The 15876-nt window shown below is 47.3% G+C and carries 14 protein-coding genes; 7 read left to right on the top strand and 7 right to left on the bottom strand.

What is annotated here, in order from left to right; all coding sequences use genetic code 11:
- Positions 1-94: 94 nt before the first annotated feature.
- The 7 genes from LZZ85_RS20155 to LZZ85_RS20185 form a co-directional block, all read right to left on the bottom strand.
- Complete coding sequence (locus LZZ85_RS20155; protein WP_237875162.1) at positions 95-1090, bottom strand: GSCFA domain-containing protein; 996 nt, start codon at positions 1088-1090, stop codon at positions 95-97.
- A gap of 102 nt (positions 1091-1192) precedes the next feature.
- Positions 1193-2041 carry a hydroxymethylglutaryl-CoA lyase gene (locus LZZ85_RS20160; RefSeq protein WP_237875163.1) on the bottom strand — a complete coding sequence of 283 codons (849 nt, stop codon included), beginning with the start codon at positions 2039-2041 and terminating at the stop codon, positions 1193-1195.
- 121 nt (positions 2042-2162) lie between these two features.
- Positions 2163-2924, bottom strand: coding sequence for a 23S rRNA (guanosine(2251)-2'-O)-methyltransferase RlmB (gene rlmB / locus LZZ85_RS20165; protein WP_237875164.1), 762 nt, complete (start codon positions 2922-2924; stop codon positions 2163-2165).
- Between the two features lie 87 nt (positions 2925-3011).
- Positions 3012-3563: an NUDIX domain-containing protein gene (locus tag LZZ85_RS20170; RefSeq protein ID WP_237875165.1), complete on the bottom strand. Its 552-nt coding sequence runs from the start codon at positions 3561-3563 to the stop codon at positions 3012-3014.
- A gap of 211 nt (positions 3564-3774) precedes the next feature.
- On the bottom strand, positions 3775-5028 hold the full coding sequence (gene metK / locus LZZ85_RS20175; protein ID WP_237875166.1) for a methionine adenosyltransferase: 1254 nt from the start codon (positions 5026-5028) through the stop codon (positions 3775-3777).
- A 99-nt stretch (positions 5029-5127) separates the two neighbouring features.
- On the bottom strand, positions 5128-6636 hold the full coding sequence (locus LZZ85_RS20180) for a DUF4270 family protein (protein ID WP_237875167.1): 1509 nt from the start codon (positions 6634-6636) through the stop codon (positions 5128-5130).
- 29 nt (positions 6637-6665) lie between these two features.
- Entirely contained in the window at positions 6666-7481 is an 816-nt protein-coding gene (locus tag LZZ85_RS20185) for a glycogen/starch synthase (protein WP_237875168.1), read from the bottom strand.
- A 104-nt stretch (positions 7482-7585) separates the two neighbouring features.
- Between LZZ85_RS20185 and panC the strand changes: the two genes are divergently transcribed.
- The 7 genes from panC to amaB all read left to right on the top strand — a co-directional run bounded on the left by panC (position 7586) and on the right by amaB (position 15784).
- Positions 7586-8437, top strand: coding sequence for a pantoate--beta-alanine ligase (panC, locus tag LZZ85_RS20190; protein WP_237875169.1), 852 nt, complete (start codon positions 7586-7588; stop codon positions 8435-8437).
- A gap of 169 nt (positions 8438-8606) precedes the next feature.
- Positions 8607-8951: an aspartate 1-decarboxylase gene (panD, locus tag LZZ85_RS20195; RefSeq protein ID WP_237875170.1), complete on the top strand. Its 345-nt coding sequence runs from the start codon at positions 8607-8609 to the stop codon at positions 8949-8951.
- 24 nt (positions 8952-8975) lie between these two features.
- The gene (locus LZZ85_RS20200; protein ID WP_237875171.1) at positions 8976-10004 is read left to right on the top strand and encodes a lysylphosphatidylglycerol synthase transmembrane domain-containing protein; all 1029 of its coding nucleotides are present in this window, start codon (positions 8976-8978) and stop codon (positions 10002-10004) included.
- Between the two features lie 56 nt (positions 10005-10060).
- Positions 10061-12130, top strand: a complete 2070-nt coding sequence (gene ppk1, locus LZZ85_RS20205) for a polyphosphate kinase 1 (protein ID WP_237875172.1) — start codon at positions 10061-10063, stop codon at positions 12128-12130.
- A gap of 4 nt (positions 12131-12134) precedes the next feature.
- Positions 12135-13034 (top strand): Ppx/GppA phosphatase family protein, encoded by a 900-nt coding sequence (locus tag LZZ85_RS20210; protein WP_237875173.1) that lies wholly within the window; start codon positions 12135-12137, stop codon positions 13032-13034.
- Between the two features lie 297 nt (positions 13035-13331).
- Positions 13332-14147 carry a 3-methyl-2-oxobutanoate hydroxymethyltransferase gene (gene panB / locus LZZ85_RS20215; protein ID WP_237875174.1) on the top strand — a complete coding sequence of 272 codons (816 nt, stop codon included), beginning with the start codon at positions 13332-13334 and terminating at the stop codon, positions 14145-14147.
- A 110-nt stretch (positions 14148-14257) separates the two neighbouring features.
- Positions 14258-15784: an L-piperidine-6-carboxylate dehydrogenase gene (amaB, locus tag LZZ85_RS20220; RefSeq protein WP_237875175.1), complete on the top strand. Its 1527-nt coding sequence runs from the start codon at positions 14258-14260 to the stop codon at positions 15782-15784.
- Positions 15785-15876 lie beyond the last annotated feature (92 nt).

The following is a 15876-nucleotide window of genomic DNA, read 5'->3' on the forward strand; positions in this document are numbered from 1 at the left end:
CCGCAAAGGCCGCGAAGGCTGGCCGCTAAGTTCTTCTTTGCGCTCTTAGCGGTCCCTTTGCGCCCTTTGCGATACTCCTACGCCAACCGACCCATTACAGCTTCCCGGAAAAGTAAGCCGCCTCCTCTCTAAAGTCAAGAAAAGGATACTTCTCCATCAACCCCTTCACTTTTTCATAGTGAGACGCAAGAAATTGCTGATGCGCGGGTATGGTAGGGTGAAAGGCTTTATGCCTGCGCGCGATACTAATCTTCTTTACCTCCTGCATCAGTTGCCTGGAGGGTGCATCTATACAGGTTTCAGCAAACTTCTCCAGCACAAAGCTGGTTGCCGCATAGTTTGGATGCACCATATCGATATCATAGAATCGATAATCGCGAAGCACATCGATCACCAGTTCGTATGCGGGGAAATAATGCTGTCCTTCAAATTTGTTGACCATATGATGAACTGCTTCTATCAGCCTGGCCTTGCTCCTGTTATTCTCCACTACCCCATCACGGATATGACGTACCGGGCTTACGGTAAAAATAATATTGAGGTCAGGATTGAACCGGCGAAGCTTATAATAGATCGTATCAAGAAGAGTGATCGTTTCGTCAATGGCAAGCATGTGCTTTCTGAACCACTGCCCCGGTGCACGATGACAATTGGCAACACCTTCACCGGTCTTGCCCTCTCCCGTTTCGGTAAGGCGGTAAGAAAAGGATGAGCCCAGCGTAACAATGATCCAGCTGGCGCTTTTCAGGAACTCATGCGCTTTCTGAGTGGCGTCATTCATCAGCGCGAGGCTCTTTGCCGCATCGGGATGAGAAAAGCGGGAATGATGCTCCCAGCTGTTCCATACATCATTCAGAAAGAAAAGATCCTCCTGCGTGTACTTTTTATTCTCGATATAGCGCAGCAGGCTTTTGCATACACTTGCCGGATCAAAGAGGATGCCATGGGGGTTCTGCATTACCGGGAATTTCAACTCAGCAAGTGTGTTACCGATATGTTCCGTAAAACATGACCCGATCAGCAGGATCCTGTCATGATAACTGATCTGCTTCGGCAAAGGCTTGATATCAAGGTTCAACATAAACTCCATAGTACACGAATGAACACGAATGGCCGCGACTGGCCGCGAATGAACGCGAACAGGTCGCTTTAAATTTTATTGTCACCAACAGAAGGTACAGTATGTCTTCTGCTAAATAAAGATCTCAGCGGCGAGGGCAAGGCTTTTTTCCAGGGCTTCTTCATCCAGGTTGAGCGTAAACCCTTCGGTTTCGAAGTGGTCGATCATCCATTCTGTATTCATATTGCCCACCAGTTCATCGTTTGCCATCGGGCAACCTCCAATGCCTTTCAGTGCTCCATCAAAACGTTTACAGCCTGCGGAAAGGGCTGCTTTGAGTTTTTCTTTCCAGTTGGCGGGTGTTGAATGAAGATGAACGCCCAGTTCAATCCCGGGAAAAGATTCAACCATATAGGCGGTAATATCTTTTACCTGTTCAGGCGAAGCAAGTCCGACAGTATCTGCCAGGGAGATGATCTGCACATCTATCCCCACCAGTTTATTTACCCACTCGAACACGATCTCTTCTGAATAAGGGTCACCGTAGGGGTTTCCAAATCCCATGGAGATATAAACCACCAGTTCCTTTCCGGTCTTAATGCAGATGTTCTGGATCTCTTCCACCCTTTCAAAGGAAGTGGCGATGGAAGAATTCGTATTACGATGCTGAAATGTTTCTGATATCGAGAAGGGAAATCCAAGAAAGGAGATCTGCTCATACACACTTGCTTCTTCAGCGCCACGGGGATTGGCAATGATCGCAAGTAATTTGCTGGCGGATCCATCAAGATCGAGCCCACCGATCACCTCTTTGGTATCCGCCATTTGAGGAATGGCTTTGGGAGAAACGAAGCTGCCGAAATCGATCGTGTCAAAGCCGACTTTTAGCAGCGAATTAATATACGCTATCTTTTGCGCGGTCGGGATCTGGCGCTTCCAGCCCTGCATGGCATCGCGGGGGCATTCGACGAGTTTGAGCATAAAAGTTTAAAAGTTTTACGGTTTAAAAGTTTAAAAGTTCTACGGTCTCACTGTTTAAAAGTTCGCGCGAAGCTTTTAAAACTTTTAAACTATTAAACCTTTAAACTTTTAAACTACTTCCCTACCTCCTTTGCCGCATCACTTCATACAGGATCATTCCGGTAGCAACGGAAACGTTGAGGCTTTCGAAGTCAGTGGCCATCGGGATCTTTACTTTCTCATCACACACTTTCAGCAGGGTCGGATGGATCCCGTTCTCTTCACCGCCCATGATGATGGCAGCGGGTTCACGGAGGTCGCAATCTGCAATATTTATAGCGGCAGTCATTTCGCTGCCATAGACTTTGATGCCATTGAGGTGCAATTCGTCAACAGCTTTAACGAGGCTGTTGACCCGGCAGACAGGAAGCTTTTCTAAAGCCCCTGCGGAGGTCAGGATCGCATCTTCGTTCAGCGCGCCTACGCCTTTCTCAGGAATAATGATCGCCTGTACACCGCAGCAATAGGCCGTACGCGCAATCCCGCCGATATTCCGGATATCCGTAATGCCATCGAGGATGAGGAAAAGCGGGGTTTCCCCTTTTTCTACGACCAGTGAGATCATCTGTTGAAGATCCTGGTACTGCACTCTGGCGATCTGCGCGATACAGCCGCCATGTTCACCTGCATTGAAGGTATTCAGCTTTGCTGCCGGAACATAGTTGATCGGCACACCTGACTGGGAGGCGAATTTCTTAATATCGTTCACTTCATTGCCCTGAGATCTTGTATCAAGGTAGATCCTGTCCAGCGCCTGTCCGGTCCGGAGCGCATTGATCACTGCCTGGAAACCTATCACCAGGGAGCTTTTTTTGGGTCGTTGGGGAGAGCGGAAATTTTTCACGGGGCAAAGGTAACGGGGATTTGTTGGATTGTTGGGATTTATGGGGTTAGGATCGCGAATGACGGATACCGGACCGCGGTCCTGCATTTACACCAATCCTGCCATCATCAGTTTTACCTGCTGGATCGCCGCCACTGACATGGAGTCAGTGATCTGTCCGGCCTGTTGCATTTTCCAGGCTTCTTCGAACGGAAGTTTCTTTATGACCAGTTGCTCTGTTTCCTCGGGCATCGGTTCAAATTGTTCCAGGCCTGTGGCAAGAAAGATCAATGCATACTCATCCGATACAGAATTGGACAGATGCATTTTCAGAATAAGCCTCCACTCCTTGGCTTTTAAGCCCGTTTCTTCGAGCAATTCCCGTTTTGCCGACTCAAGAGGATCGGTATCTATAGCCCCGCCACCTTCCGGTATTTCCCAGCTGTATTCATTTAACGGGAAACGGAACTGTCCCACCAGATATGTATTCTCCTGCTCGTCCAGCACGATCACGCCAATGGCCAGGTTCTTAAAATGCACCTTGCCATAGATCCCTTTGCCTCCACCCGGATTCAGTACATCATACTCTGTTACCTGTATCCAGTTATTGTCATACACCTGCTTTTCTCCCAGTATCTGCCATGGGCTAGTCTCGTTCATGTTGTCGGTTTTTAAGGAAGAGGGGAAAGAAGTTTAAAAGTTTAATAGTTTAAGGTAAGCACAGAACCTATCAACATTAAACTATTAAACTATTAAACTGTTAAACTATTAAACTATTAAACTTTTAAACTTCTCCCCCCTCCAACGGCAAAGGGTTCAAAAAGCCGGTCGCCCAAACTCTTTAAACCCTTTCACCACTTATTCTTCCTGATTATTTTAAGCCGAATGCTTTTTTAACTTTGGAAACATAGTCCAGTTTTTCCCAGGTAAACAACTCAACCTTTTTGGTTACTTTTTTACCGTCCGGGGAACTGAATGTTTTTTCTACAACTTCAGGCTTGCGGCCCATGTGTCCGTAAGCGGCAGTTTCGCTGTAGATCGGGTTGCGCAATTTCAGGCGCTGTTCGATGAAGTAAGGGCGCATGTCGAAGATGCCTTCCACGATCTTGCCGATCTCACCATCTGTCAGCTCAACATTTGCAGTACCGTATGTGTTCACGTTGATGCTGGTTGGTTTGGCTACGCCGATAGCGTAAGAAACCTGTACCAGGACTTCGCTGGCAACGCCTGCTGCAACGAGGTTTTTGGCAATGTGACGTGTTGCATAAGCAGCGGAACGGTCAACTTTGGAAGGATCTTTACCGCTGAATGCACCACCGCCGTGAGCACCTTTACCACCGTAAGTATCAACAATGATCTTACGTCCTGTCAGACCTGTATCACCGTGTGGTCCACCGATCACGAATTTACCGGTTGGATTGATGTGATACTTGATATTGTCATTGAACAGTTTTGCGTATTTCCTGTACTTCGATTTAACGCGTGGGATCAGGATCTTCACGATATCGTCTTTGATCTTGGCAAGCATCTTTGATTCAGTATCAAAGTCGTCATGCTGTGTGGAAACCACGATCGCATCGATCCTTACCGGTTGGTTATCGTCGTTATATTCAAGTGTAACCTGGCTTTTTGCGTCGGGGCGCAGGTATTTGATCGCTTTATTTTCGCGGCGCAGTGCGGCAAGTTCGATCAGGATCTTGTGAGCCAGATCGAGAGCCAGTGGCATATAATCTTCAGTCTCATTGCTTGCATAACCGAACATCATTCCCTGGTCGCCGGCACCCTGCTCTTCTTTCTTTTTACGGTCAACGCCCTGATTGATATCAGCGGATTGTTCGTGAATAGCTGAAAGGATACCGCAGGAATTTGCTTCGAACATGTATTCACTTTTGGTATAGCCGATCTTGCGGATCACACCACGTGCGATCTCCTGAACGTCCAGATATGCTTTTGATTTTACTTCACCTGCGAGGACCACCTGACCGGTAGTAACGAGGGTTTCGCAAGCTACTTTCGACTGAGCGTCAAAAGCAAGAAAGTTATCAATGAGCGCGTCAGAGATCTGGTCAGCTACTTTATCCGGGTGACCTTCGGAAACACTTTCAGACGTAAAAAGGTAAGGCATAAATGAACTTTGAGTTAATAGATTGAGATCCTCGTTAAATGAAAATCGGGGCAAATATAGCATCCGATCTCATTTAATTCAATAGTGGCCGATTTTTCGTTATAATTTGGAATAAACTATACGCAGACGCATCCTTTGCGGGCTGGTGGACGGAGCGGTTGTATTTCCGCCATATAATCTCACCCGTCCTTCGCCGGCCGTTGCGTTGACCGTTACACGCTGCAGAGAACTGACTGCGGCCTGCGTCGGTTTGTAATATCCGAAGATATAGTAAGGTGCATAGAGCCTCAGATCAAGTGCCTGTTCTCTTTGGTTCACCACATTCTGGATATAACGGCTGATGTTGAACTTCCATACTTTGATGTTCTCACCGGCCGGGTTCTTTTGATCCAGCGGGGCCACACCCAGTGCACCCAATGCAGGGTTACCCTGAACGTCAAAGGTGAAGTCGTATGGTATGAAGCGGTTATACTGGGTAGAGACAGCAGGATCATACGCATCCAGGAACAGGTATTTCGGCGGGAAGATCGAGTCATATACCGGCTGATGGATCTGCTCCATGATCAGTTCCGCGCGATGCACTACCCTGTTGCCAAGTGTCGCCAATCCGGGGATCTTGATCCGTGCATAAGAGCCAGGCGTATTCTGGATGAATACTTCATTATCCGGAGTAGTCCCACTCACCGCAGTCTGGTACGGTGTACCGGCAATATTGCGGGTCACAGCATTTGCACTGGCAGAGCCTGATGAGAAATAGGTATTGTAGTCTTTAAAGTTGAAGTAAGCTACCGCGGAATCAACATTGTTTGGCTCAGCAGCAGTCCGCTTATCGTACTGGTAATAGAAGGCCAGCTTGGTATTGGCACCGGTGAGATTGAACCGCATCAGGGCATTACCACCCGCTTCGGCCTGAATCGCAAATCCTCTGAATTTGGTACGGAAAGCCGAGTCGGTCGTGAACGGGTTATTGGCCGTTGTGGTATCATAATGCAGGAATCGATTTCCAAAAGAATCATCCAAACGGATCCTTAACTGATTTACCGTATTGGAATCTCCCCTTGCGCTCACTGAATCATTCAATGCCGCAGGAAGGAAGGTTTTGGAACCTAACTGGTGTGAGTAAGTGAAATTATTCTGACGAATGAGGTAAGAAGTATCGACCCTGAATTCGTTGGCGAGATCCATTTCATAAACGCGAACGGTCTGCGGCACCATGGTATCACCCCAGATCCCCGCGCTCTCCAAGATCAATACGACTGAGTCTAGGCGAAGACTGTCCGGTAAATTTGCAAAGGTGAACGGGTAATTCGTTGGCTTCAGTTCAAAGAACATCCGGGCATCCGTAGTACCAAACAGCGGGTCGTTTGAAATATAACCCAGCACCTGCGGAGAACCGTAGTTGCTGCGGGATGAGTCATCCTGTGCAGTGAACAGTTGGTTGTATGCCTCAACATCCATGGTTGTGTCAAATGTGTGGATGTTATCTACAGGCGGAATAAGACCTCCTCCCAGTTCTGTAGCCTCATTGATCTTTCTGCAGGAATTCAACAGTAAAAGCGCGCTGGTTATAATTGCTCCAAGCGTAATTACCAGGTGTTTATGCTTCACAAATAAAAATTATACCGGGTTAGGAAATGTTACTTACCTGCAAGATCGACATACAGTTGTAAATACTCTGTTAAATCAGATTCTTCGTTGAACGGGAGGGTTTTCTTTCCGCGGACCTTTGAGAATTCGTCTACCAGTTTCTTATCTACTTTTTCAGCTCCGAAAGTGATCGCGTCTGCGAACGTGGCGCCACCGCGGAACATGGCTGTATTGGTCGCATCCTTGAAAACTTCCAGATCTTTCTCTTTCAGGGAGGGATGGATCAGGGCTTTCTTCATAAAATCAGCTCCAAGCTTCTCTTTGAACGTGTTCTGTCCTACAGTGTAAACCACTTTGCTGTGCGCAAATACCGGCTCTTTTTTGTACACCGTTTTCAGGTAAGCAGGGATCAGTCCTGTCATCCAGCCGCTGCAATGGATGATGTCCGGAGGCCATCCGAATTTTTTCACCGTTTCGAGAGCGCCTTTAGCGAAAAAGACAGTTCTCAGGCCATTGTCGTCAAACCATTCGTCATTCTCGTCATGAAAAATATGTTTGCGTTTGAACAGCTCTTCATTTTCCAGGAAGTAGACCTGCAGCCTTGCGCTGGGCAGGGAAGCTACTTTGATCTGGAGAGGCATGTCATCATTGTCCACAGAGACATTGATACCGGAAAGCCGCACTACTTCATGAAGCCTGTGCCTGCGTTCGTTGATGGTACCAAAGCGGGGCATGATGCAGCGCACTTCGAAACCATTATCATTCGCCTTGATGGCCAGCTTATTTACTGTTTCTGAAAATTCTGTCAGCTCCAGATAGGGCGACATTTCATTGGCAATAAATAAGATTCTCTTTTTTGCTGACATGTTGTCCCGTTTAAGTGATCATTTTGAAAAAACGTGTGCAAAGGTACTGTTTTTTACAAGGAATAGCTAAGTTGCGTCGTTTTTTGATGTGAATAAGCCTGATTATGATCCTATTTAAGCGCGCCAAAGACCTCCGGGAGCACCTTAAGAGCCAGCAGACACAAGGCCGGAAAACCGGCTTTGCCCCCACCATGGGAGCCCTTCATGACGGGCATATTTCACTGGTGGAAGCTTCCAGAAAAGAGAACGATATCACAGTGGTAAGCATTTTTGTAAACCCGACACAGTTCAATGATCCCTCCGATTTTGAAAAATATCCTGTTACCATAGAAAAAGATATCCGCTTGCTCGAAAAAGCCGGGTGTGACGTCCTTTTTTTGCCATCTGTTGAAGAAATTTACCCGGACGGACAAATGTTGACAAATAAATATGAGTTAGGCTACCTGGAAAGCCTTTTGGAGGGAAAATTCCGGCCCGGACACTTCCAGGGAGTGTGCCAGGTGGTGCACAGATTACTGGAAATCGTAATGCCTGCCAATTTGTACATGGGTCAGAAAGACTACCAGCAATGCATGGTCATCAAAAAATTGCTGGAGATCACGGGCCTGGAAAGATCCATCAAACTTCAGATCTCCCCCACCCTTCGTGAGCCCGGCGGGCTGGCCATGAGCAGCCGCAATGTGCGGCTCAGCACGGAAGAACGGTCCGCGGCCATCGCCATTTTCCAGGCACTCGACCGGATCAGAACAGATCTGAAGCCGGGAGATACAACGGGCCTGAAAGAACAGGCATTTTCGGCACTCACGCAACAGGGCTTCAGGGTAGATTATGTAGAGATCGCTGACGCCAGCACATTAAAGCCCTGCGAAGAATGGAATGGGCAAGACAGACTGGTGGCGCTTGCCGCCGCCTTCCTGGGCGGTGTGAGGCTGATAGACAACCTGCTGCTGAACTAAGTGGCTGCTTTTTCGTTTTTAAATGAATTACTTTTGCGGGGCTGAGAGAAAAAGAGGAAAGAAGGAAAAAGAGTATTGGGCGTGGTGGAAACGATTCCCGCCTGAGACCTTAAACCTTTGAACCAACCAACTTTTTAACGCTTATTCCCTTTACTATTCTAATAATTTTATGCAGATCGAGTTACTGAAGTCAAAAATTCACAGAGCGGTTATCACGGAAGCAAATCTTAATTATGTTGGAAGCATTACGATAGATGAGGATCTGATCGAAGCGGCTAACCTGATCGAGAACGAAAAAGTGCAGGTGGTGAACGTTAATAACGGCGAAAGGCTGGAAACCTATGTCATCAAGGGCAAGCGCGGTTCAGGGATCTGTTGCCTGAACGGACCTGCAGCCAGAAGAGGCATGGTTGGCGATGTGGTCGTGATCATTTCCTATGCCACCATGGATTTTGAAAAGGCCAAAACCTTTACTCCATGGATCGTTTTTCCAAAAGAAGGTAATAAGCTTTAAGAATAAACCGTTATAGCCGAGCCCATGAACAAGAAGATCAAAACCCTGCTGCAATACCTTTTCTTTTTTGGCCTCGGCTTTCTTTTTATCTGGTTGTCTGTAAAAAATATCAACCAGGAAGACTGGAAGCGGATCAAAGATGCGCTGAATACGGCGAATTATTATCTTATCATTCCCGTCTTTATTATTCTCATTTCAGGGCATTACGTGCGTGCGCTGCGCTGGCGCCTGCTTATGGAACCGCTTGGTTACCGTCCCAAAAAATCAAACACCTTTTTTGCTGTAATGATCGGCTACCTCGCGAACCAGGGCGTACCCCGGCTTGGTGAGGTATTAAAATGTACCGTACTGGCGAAGTATGAAAAGATCCCTGCAGACAAACTCGTTGGAACGATCATTCTTGAACGCCTCATCGATGCCGTTTCACTGCTGATCGTATTCGGGATCACACTGGGAATACAACCCGGATTGTATACGCAGATCGTTGACAGTATCTTTAATACACCCGGACAGACTGAAGAGAAAAAAATTTCCGGTCTGGCCATTCTGCTCATCGGGGTCGCCGGCATTATCCTGATCATCGGCCTGTGGATGCTGATCAAAAAGAAAACCATCGGCGATGTAAAAACCATTCTGAAAAATATTGCCTCCCGGGTATGGCAGGGACTTGGCTCTATCCGTCACATGAAGAAACGCGGACAGTTCGTCATCCTGACCGTTATTCTCTGGGGCACCTATCTTGCCGGAGGCTATATCGGCTTTCAGGCTCTACAGCAAACACAGCATTACGGCATCAGGGAAGCGTTCACCATTTTATCCGCAGGCAGCATCGGGATGATCATTTCTCCCGGCGGCATCGGCGGCTATGCCCTTCTCATCGAAGGCACGATGACGCTGTATGGCCTCCAGCAAAGCATTGCAGCCGCATTTGGCTGGCTGCTGTGGATGTCCCAGACATTTGTGGTGCTGGTGGGAGGATTAGTGAGTTTCGGACTGCTGCCGTGGGTGAACAAGGGTAGTCAGAAGACTACTCATAACATACAAAAAACTTAACGCACAGAAAACGCTGTGTTGGTTAACTTTATGGAACAACTAACCAACGCATTTTCATGTCTCACGACCAACACAAGCCCAAAACCATTGTCCGTGACATAAGCTGGCTGTCCTTCAATGCCCGTGTACTGCAGGAAGCCGGCGACCAGACCGTGCCTCTTCGCGAACGGATCCGTTTCCTCGGAATATTCTCAAATAATATGGATGAGTTTTTCAGGGTGCGGGTAGCAACCCTGAGAAGAATGACAATGATCAGTGGAAAGGCCAACATGCATCTTGAAAAAGATCCACAGCAGATCCTGGACGATATCCAGATGACAGTATTGAATCAGCAGAGCGAGTTTGCAAGGATCTGGGATGATGTACAAAAGAAACTGAAAGGACAAAAGATCTTCCTGGTAAATGAGAACGAGCTGACAGAGGAACAGATGATCTTTGTGCGGGATTATTATGATGATGAAGTGAGCCCGAATGTCAATCCGCTCATGATCGAGAACATTCCCCGTTTTCCCAATCTGCGCGACAAATCGATCTATCTCGCCGTGGTAATGTGGAAGAAAGACAGCGCCCTGAAGAAAAAATATGCACTGATCGAAGTCCCGAGCCGGGCGCTGGGCAGATTCGTATTGCTGCCATCCAAACCCGGCGAACACCGGATCATCCTTCTTGAGGATGTGATCAGGTGTAACCTCCCTGAAATATTCTCTTACTTCGGATATGATCAGTATCATTCTCATATTTTCAAGGTTACCCGTGATGCAGAACTGGATATCGACAGTGATATCTCTACCAACATCATTCAGAAAATAGAAAAGGGATTGAAGAACCGGAGAAAGGGAAAGCCTGTACGGTTCGTTTATGACAGGGAAATGGATCCGGGTTTGCTTGAATATCTTACGAGAAGACTGAACCTTACAAAGAAAGATAACCTTATTCCCGGTGGAAGGATCCACAACTTCAGGCATTTTATGGACTTCCCGAATGTATTCAAACCGGGAAAACAACGGCAGAAGCCTTTTGATCATCCGCTTCTCACAGAGCGCCGTGTGTCAGATGTGGTGCTGGAAAAAGATATCATGCTTCATCTCCCCTATCATTCATTCACCCCACTGATCGATATCATCCGGGAGGCGGCGATAGATCCGCATGTTGGCACGATCAAGATCACCTGCTACCGGCTTGCTTCGCAATCAAAGATCATCAACGCGCTGATAAACGCCGTGCGTAATGGCAAGGAAGTTGTTGTAATGCTGGAACTCCGTGCACGGTTCGATGAGGAAGCAAACCTTGAATGGAAATCCCGGCTGGAAGAAGAGGGCGCAAAGGTGATACTCGGGATCCCCGATATGAAGATCCATGCAAAGCTTTGCATGATCCGCAAACGGGTAAAAGATAAAAATGTGATCTATGGGTTTGTGAGTACAGGGAACATGAACGAAAAAACATCAAGGGTTTATGGCGATCATTGCCTGCTGACCTCCAATCCGCGGGTGATGACCGATGTAAGCAGGATCTTCAACTATCTTGAACATTACCGGACAGGAGAAACCCATTCACTGAAGAATTGCCAGACGATCATCCCGAGCCCGCAGATCGTGAGACATGAACTGCACAAACTGATCGAAGAAGAGATCAAATCAGCACGGAAGAAAAAGAAGGCAGGCATTACCCTTAAGATGAACTCCCTGTCTGATGAAGATCTGATCATGAAACTGACGGATGCTGCAAAAGCCGGTGTAGAGGTTAGACTGATCGTGAGAGGGATCTTTTGCATGATCACAGAAAACAAAAAGTTCAGGGTTCCCGTTCAGGCGATCTCTATCGTGGATGAATACCTGGAACATGCACGGGTGTGGGTATTTCACAATAAGGGTAAACAGAAAGTTTATATATCTTCGGCCGACTGGATGCTCCGCAACCTGGATCACCGCGTAGAAGCCACCTGTCCGATACTGGATGAAGGCATAAAAAAAGAACTGATCGATATTCTCGAAATCCAGTTAAAGGATAACGTGAAGGCAAGGTGGCTCGATAATGAACTGTCAAATGAATACGTGAAACCAGGCAAAACGAAAGTGAGATCTCAGGTGGATATTTATCAGTATTTGTTTAACAAAACCAAGTAAAACATTGAGACTGGCAGCAATTGACATAGGTAGTAACGCAGCGAGATTACTGATCAGCGATGTATTGCATACTTCACCGGCGAAGCCGGAATTTATGAAGATGTCGCTTGTAAGGGTGCCGCTGCGGTTGGGATTTGATGTTTTTGACAAAGGAGAGATCACACAGGCCCGTGCGGAAAAAGTAGTAAAGACAATCAAATCCTATAAACTCCTGATGGACGTGTATGATGTGAAGCACGTAAAAGCATGCGCCACTTCCGCGATGCGTGACGCAGCGAATGGACCGCAGATCATGGAAAGGGTGAAAGCTGAAACCGGGATCGACATCACCATTATCAGCGGGCAGGAAGAAGCGTCTTTTATCTATGAAAATCATGTAGCGGAAAACATGACCTCCGATGAGTCATATCTTTATGTCGATGTTGGCGGAGGAAGTACTGAACTGACTTTTTTCAGCGATGGAAAACTGATCTTCAAAGAATCTTTCAATATCGGGACCATCCGCATCCTGAAGAACCAGGTTGCAGAACAGCAATGGGATGCGATGAAGGAGTTCATCAAAGCCCGCACAAAAGGTTATCACCACGTTACAGCGATCGGTTCCGGAGGGAATATCAACAAGATCTTTTCTATCTCAAAAAGAAAGGACGGCAAACCGCTGACCCTTGAATTACTGAGGGATTATTACAAAGAATTCAGCAGTCTTTCACTTGACCAGCGGATGTCACTTTACCGTCTTCGTGAAGACAGAGCCGATGTGATCGTTCCGGCATTACTTATCTATATCAATGTAATGCGATGGGCAGATGCCGACAATATCTTCGTACCGAAAATTGGTCTGGCGGATGGCCTGATCCAGTCACTTTACGAGGAAATAAGCGGGACGGGTGCGAAGGTTGAGTGAGGGAGGAGGGATGGTTTAAATAGTTTAAAAGTTTAATAGTTTAATAGTTTAAAGTTTAATGGTTTAAAGGGTTCTGCCCCCCAGGATCAACTGTTAAGTTAAATAAAACAGGCTTGGTAAGTCAGGTAGGCGCCTGCTTATTGGGCCTGTTTAACTTATGGGAGCCGGGATCTGAGAAACCTTTTAAACTTTTAAACCATTAAACTATTAAACTTTTAAACCTTTTAATCCTTCCAAACTAGTGAAGATCCAAAACTCTCTCCTTTTTGCCTACATTTACCCTCCAAAAAAAATCGCATGTCAATCAGCAAGGAAGCAAGGAAGGTAACGACCAACACTATTCAGAAGATGAAAGCCGCCGGTGAAAAGATCTCCATGATCACCGCGTATGATTATTCATTTGCTAAAATATTTGATGCAGCGGGGATAGATATCATTCTCGTAGGCGATAGTGCCAGCAATGTAATGGCTGGTCATACCACTACCCTGCCGATCACACTTGACCAGATGATCTATCATGCTCAAAGCGTGGTCAGAGGCAGGGAAAAAAGCCTGGTAGTCGTGGATATACCCTTCGGTTCCTATCAATCCAATTCAGAGATCGCGCTGGCTTCTGCCATCCGTATCATGAAAGAAAGCGGTGCTCACACCGTAAAACTTGAAGGCGGAGAAGAGATCATCGATTCTGTAAAAAAGATCGTCAGTGCGGGCATTCCTGTAATGGGCCATCTGGGTCTTACACCACAATCGATCAATAAATTCGGCACCTATGTTGTACGGGCCACCGAAGAATCCGAAGCAGCAAAACTTCGTCGCGATGCCTTGATGTTACAGGAAGCTGGCGCATTTGCTGTAGTACTTGAAAAGATCCCTGCCATACTTGCAAAAGAGGTTTCAGAAAGCCTTGCGATCCCAACCATTGGCATCGGTGCGGGAAAATATTGTGACGGGCAGGTACTTGTAATGCACGATATGCTCGGCATCAATACAGAATTCAAACCACGTTTTCTCCGTCAATACCTTAATCTGAACGAACAGATCACTGGTGCCATTCATCGGTACATCACTGATGTGAAGAGCAACGACTTTCCCAACGACCAGGAACAATACTAAAACGTTTGAACGTTTGATAGTTTAAACGTAAGAGTTCAACCTAATACATCTTTGACTCTTACGTTTAAACCGGCAAGCCTTTAAACTATTAAACTTTTAAATTTTCCTCCATGATTGCTGACACGTTGAAAACACTCCAGATAGAAAAAAAATCTCCCGGTGCGTCGACAGGTAAAGAATGGTTTGGCCATGGTGAAGAGATCTCGTCGTGGTCGCCGGTAGATGGTGCGCTGATCGGTGCGGTTAGTACATCTGCAAAAGAAGATTACGAAGCGGTGGTGAAGAAAGCGCAGTCAGCATTTGCCGAATGGCGTACATGGCCTGCCCCGAAAAGAGGTGAAGTCGTACGGCAGATCGGTGAAGCGTTACGTGCAAAGAAAGAAGCGCTTGGTAAGCTGGTTTCTTATGAAATGGGAAAGAGTTTACAGGAAGGGTATGGAGAAGTGCAGGAAATGATCGACATCTGCGATTTTGCAGTCGGCCTTTCGCGCCAGTTGCATGGCTTAACGATGCATAGTGAACGTCCGGGTCACCGGATGTATGAGCAATACCACCCATTGGGGATCGTCGGCATTATTTCAGCATTTAATTTTCCTGTTGCGGTATGGAGTTGGAACACGATGCTGGCCTGGGTTTGCGGAGATGTTTGCATCTGGAAGCCTTCTGAAAAAACACCGCTTTGTGCTGTTGCCTGCCAGCATATTGTTGCAGAAGTATTCGAAAAGAATCAGGTTCCCGAAGGCGTCAGCGGGCTGGTGATCGGCAACCGGGAAACCGGCGAATGGCTTAGCCAGGATATACGGATTCCCCTCGTGTCCGCTACCGGGTCTACCCGCATGGGAAAAGCGGTTGGAGCTGCCGTTGGCGCACGTCTGGGAAGAGCGCTGCTGGAGCTGGGAGGAAATAATGCCATCATTATCTCAAAGGATGCTGACCTGGATATTGCCGTACTCGGTTCTGTATTCGGGGCAGTTGGCACCGCGGGTCAGCGTTGTACCACTACCCGCCGGCTGATCATTCATGAAAGTATTTACGATCAAATAAAAGCGCGACTCACCTCGGCTTATGCACAACTTTCCATTGGTGATCCGCTGGATCAGAAGAACCATGTTGGTCCGCTGATCGACAGATCCGCGGTAGATGCATACCTGGCCGCCATTGAAAAATGCAAGGCGGAAGGCGGAAAGTTTGTCGTGGAAGGAGGAGTGCTGGAAGGCAAAGGCTATGAAAGCGGTTGCTATGTAAAACCATGTATCGCGGAAGCAAAACCCGGGTACAGCATTGTGCAGCACGAGACTTTTGCACCAATTCTTTACCTGTTGAAATATTCGACAGTAGACGAGGCCATTGCCATACAGAATGGGGTTCCGCAGGGACTTTCCTCATCTATCATGACCCTTAATCTGCGCGAAGCAGAGCAGTTCCTTTCTGCCTCCGGCAGTGACTGTGGCATCGCAAATGTCAACATCGGCACATCCGGTGCAGAGATCGGCGGTGCATTTGGCGGTGAAAAAGAAACCGGCGGTGGCCGCGAAAGTGGCAGCGATGCCTGGAAAGTATACATGCGCCGGCAAACCAATACGATCAATTACAGCACGCAACTACCATTGGCGCAGGGGATTAGGTTTGATTTGTAGGTTAGGGACAAGCGGAAGGTTGGGTAAGTTTGGAAGGCTCGACAGGTTCCATAGGTCTTAAAAGGTCGATGGGTTTCTTACAGAAGACCTGA

Origin of the sequence: Terrimonas ginsenosidimutans (genome assembly GCF_022012415.1) — a bacterium.
GTDB lineage: Bacteria > Bacteroidota > Bacteroidia > Chitinophagales > Chitinophagaceae > Terrimonas_A > Terrimonas_A ginsenosidimutans.

What these genes read in the sequence shown, in the direction of transcription:
- panC (WP_237875169.1), top strand. Translation starts at nt 7,586, where the DNA reads ATGATCCTATTTAAGCGCGCCAAAGACCTCCGGGAGCACCTTAAGAGC.
- LZZ85_RS20155 (WP_237875162.1), bottom strand. Translation starts at nt 1,090, where the DNA reads ATGGAGTTTATGTTGAACCTTGATATCAAGCCTTTGCCGAAGCAGATC.
- LZZ85_RS20185 (WP_237875168.1), bottom strand. Translation starts at nt 7,481, where the DNA reads ATGTCAGCAAAAAAGAGAATCTTATTTATTGCCAATGAAATGTCGCCC.
- LZZ85_RS20200 (WP_237875171.1), top strand. Translation starts at nt 8,976, where the DNA reads ATGAACAAGAAGATCAAAACCCTGCTGCAATACCTTTTCTTTTTTGGC.
- amaB (WP_237875175.1), top strand. Translation starts at nt 14,258, where the DNA reads ATGATTGCTGACACGTTGAAAACACTCCAGATAGAAAAAAAATCTCCC.
- panD (WP_237875170.1), top strand. Translation starts at nt 8,607, where the DNA reads ATGCAGATCGAGTTACTGAAGTCAAAAATTCACAGAGCGGTTATCACG.
- LZZ85_RS20170 (WP_237875165.1), bottom strand. Translation starts at nt 3,563, where the DNA reads ATGAACGAGACTAGCCCATGGCAGATACTGGGAGAAAAGCAGGTGTAT.
- metK (WP_237875166.1), bottom strand. Translation starts at nt 5,028, where the DNA reads ATGCCTTACCTTTTTACGTCTGAAAGTGTTTCCGAAGGTCACCCGGAT.
- ppk1 (WP_237875172.1), top strand. Translation starts at nt 10,061, where the DNA reads ATGTCTCACGACCAACACAAGCCCAAAACCATTGTCCGTGACATAAGC.
- panB (WP_237875174.1), top strand. Translation starts at nt 13,332, where the DNA reads ATGTCAATCAGCAAGGAAGCAAGGAAGGTAACGACCAACACTATTCAG.
- LZZ85_RS20160 (WP_237875163.1), bottom strand. Translation starts at nt 2,041, where the DNA reads ATGCTCAAACTCGTCGAATGCCCCCGCGATGCCATGCAGGGCTGGAAG.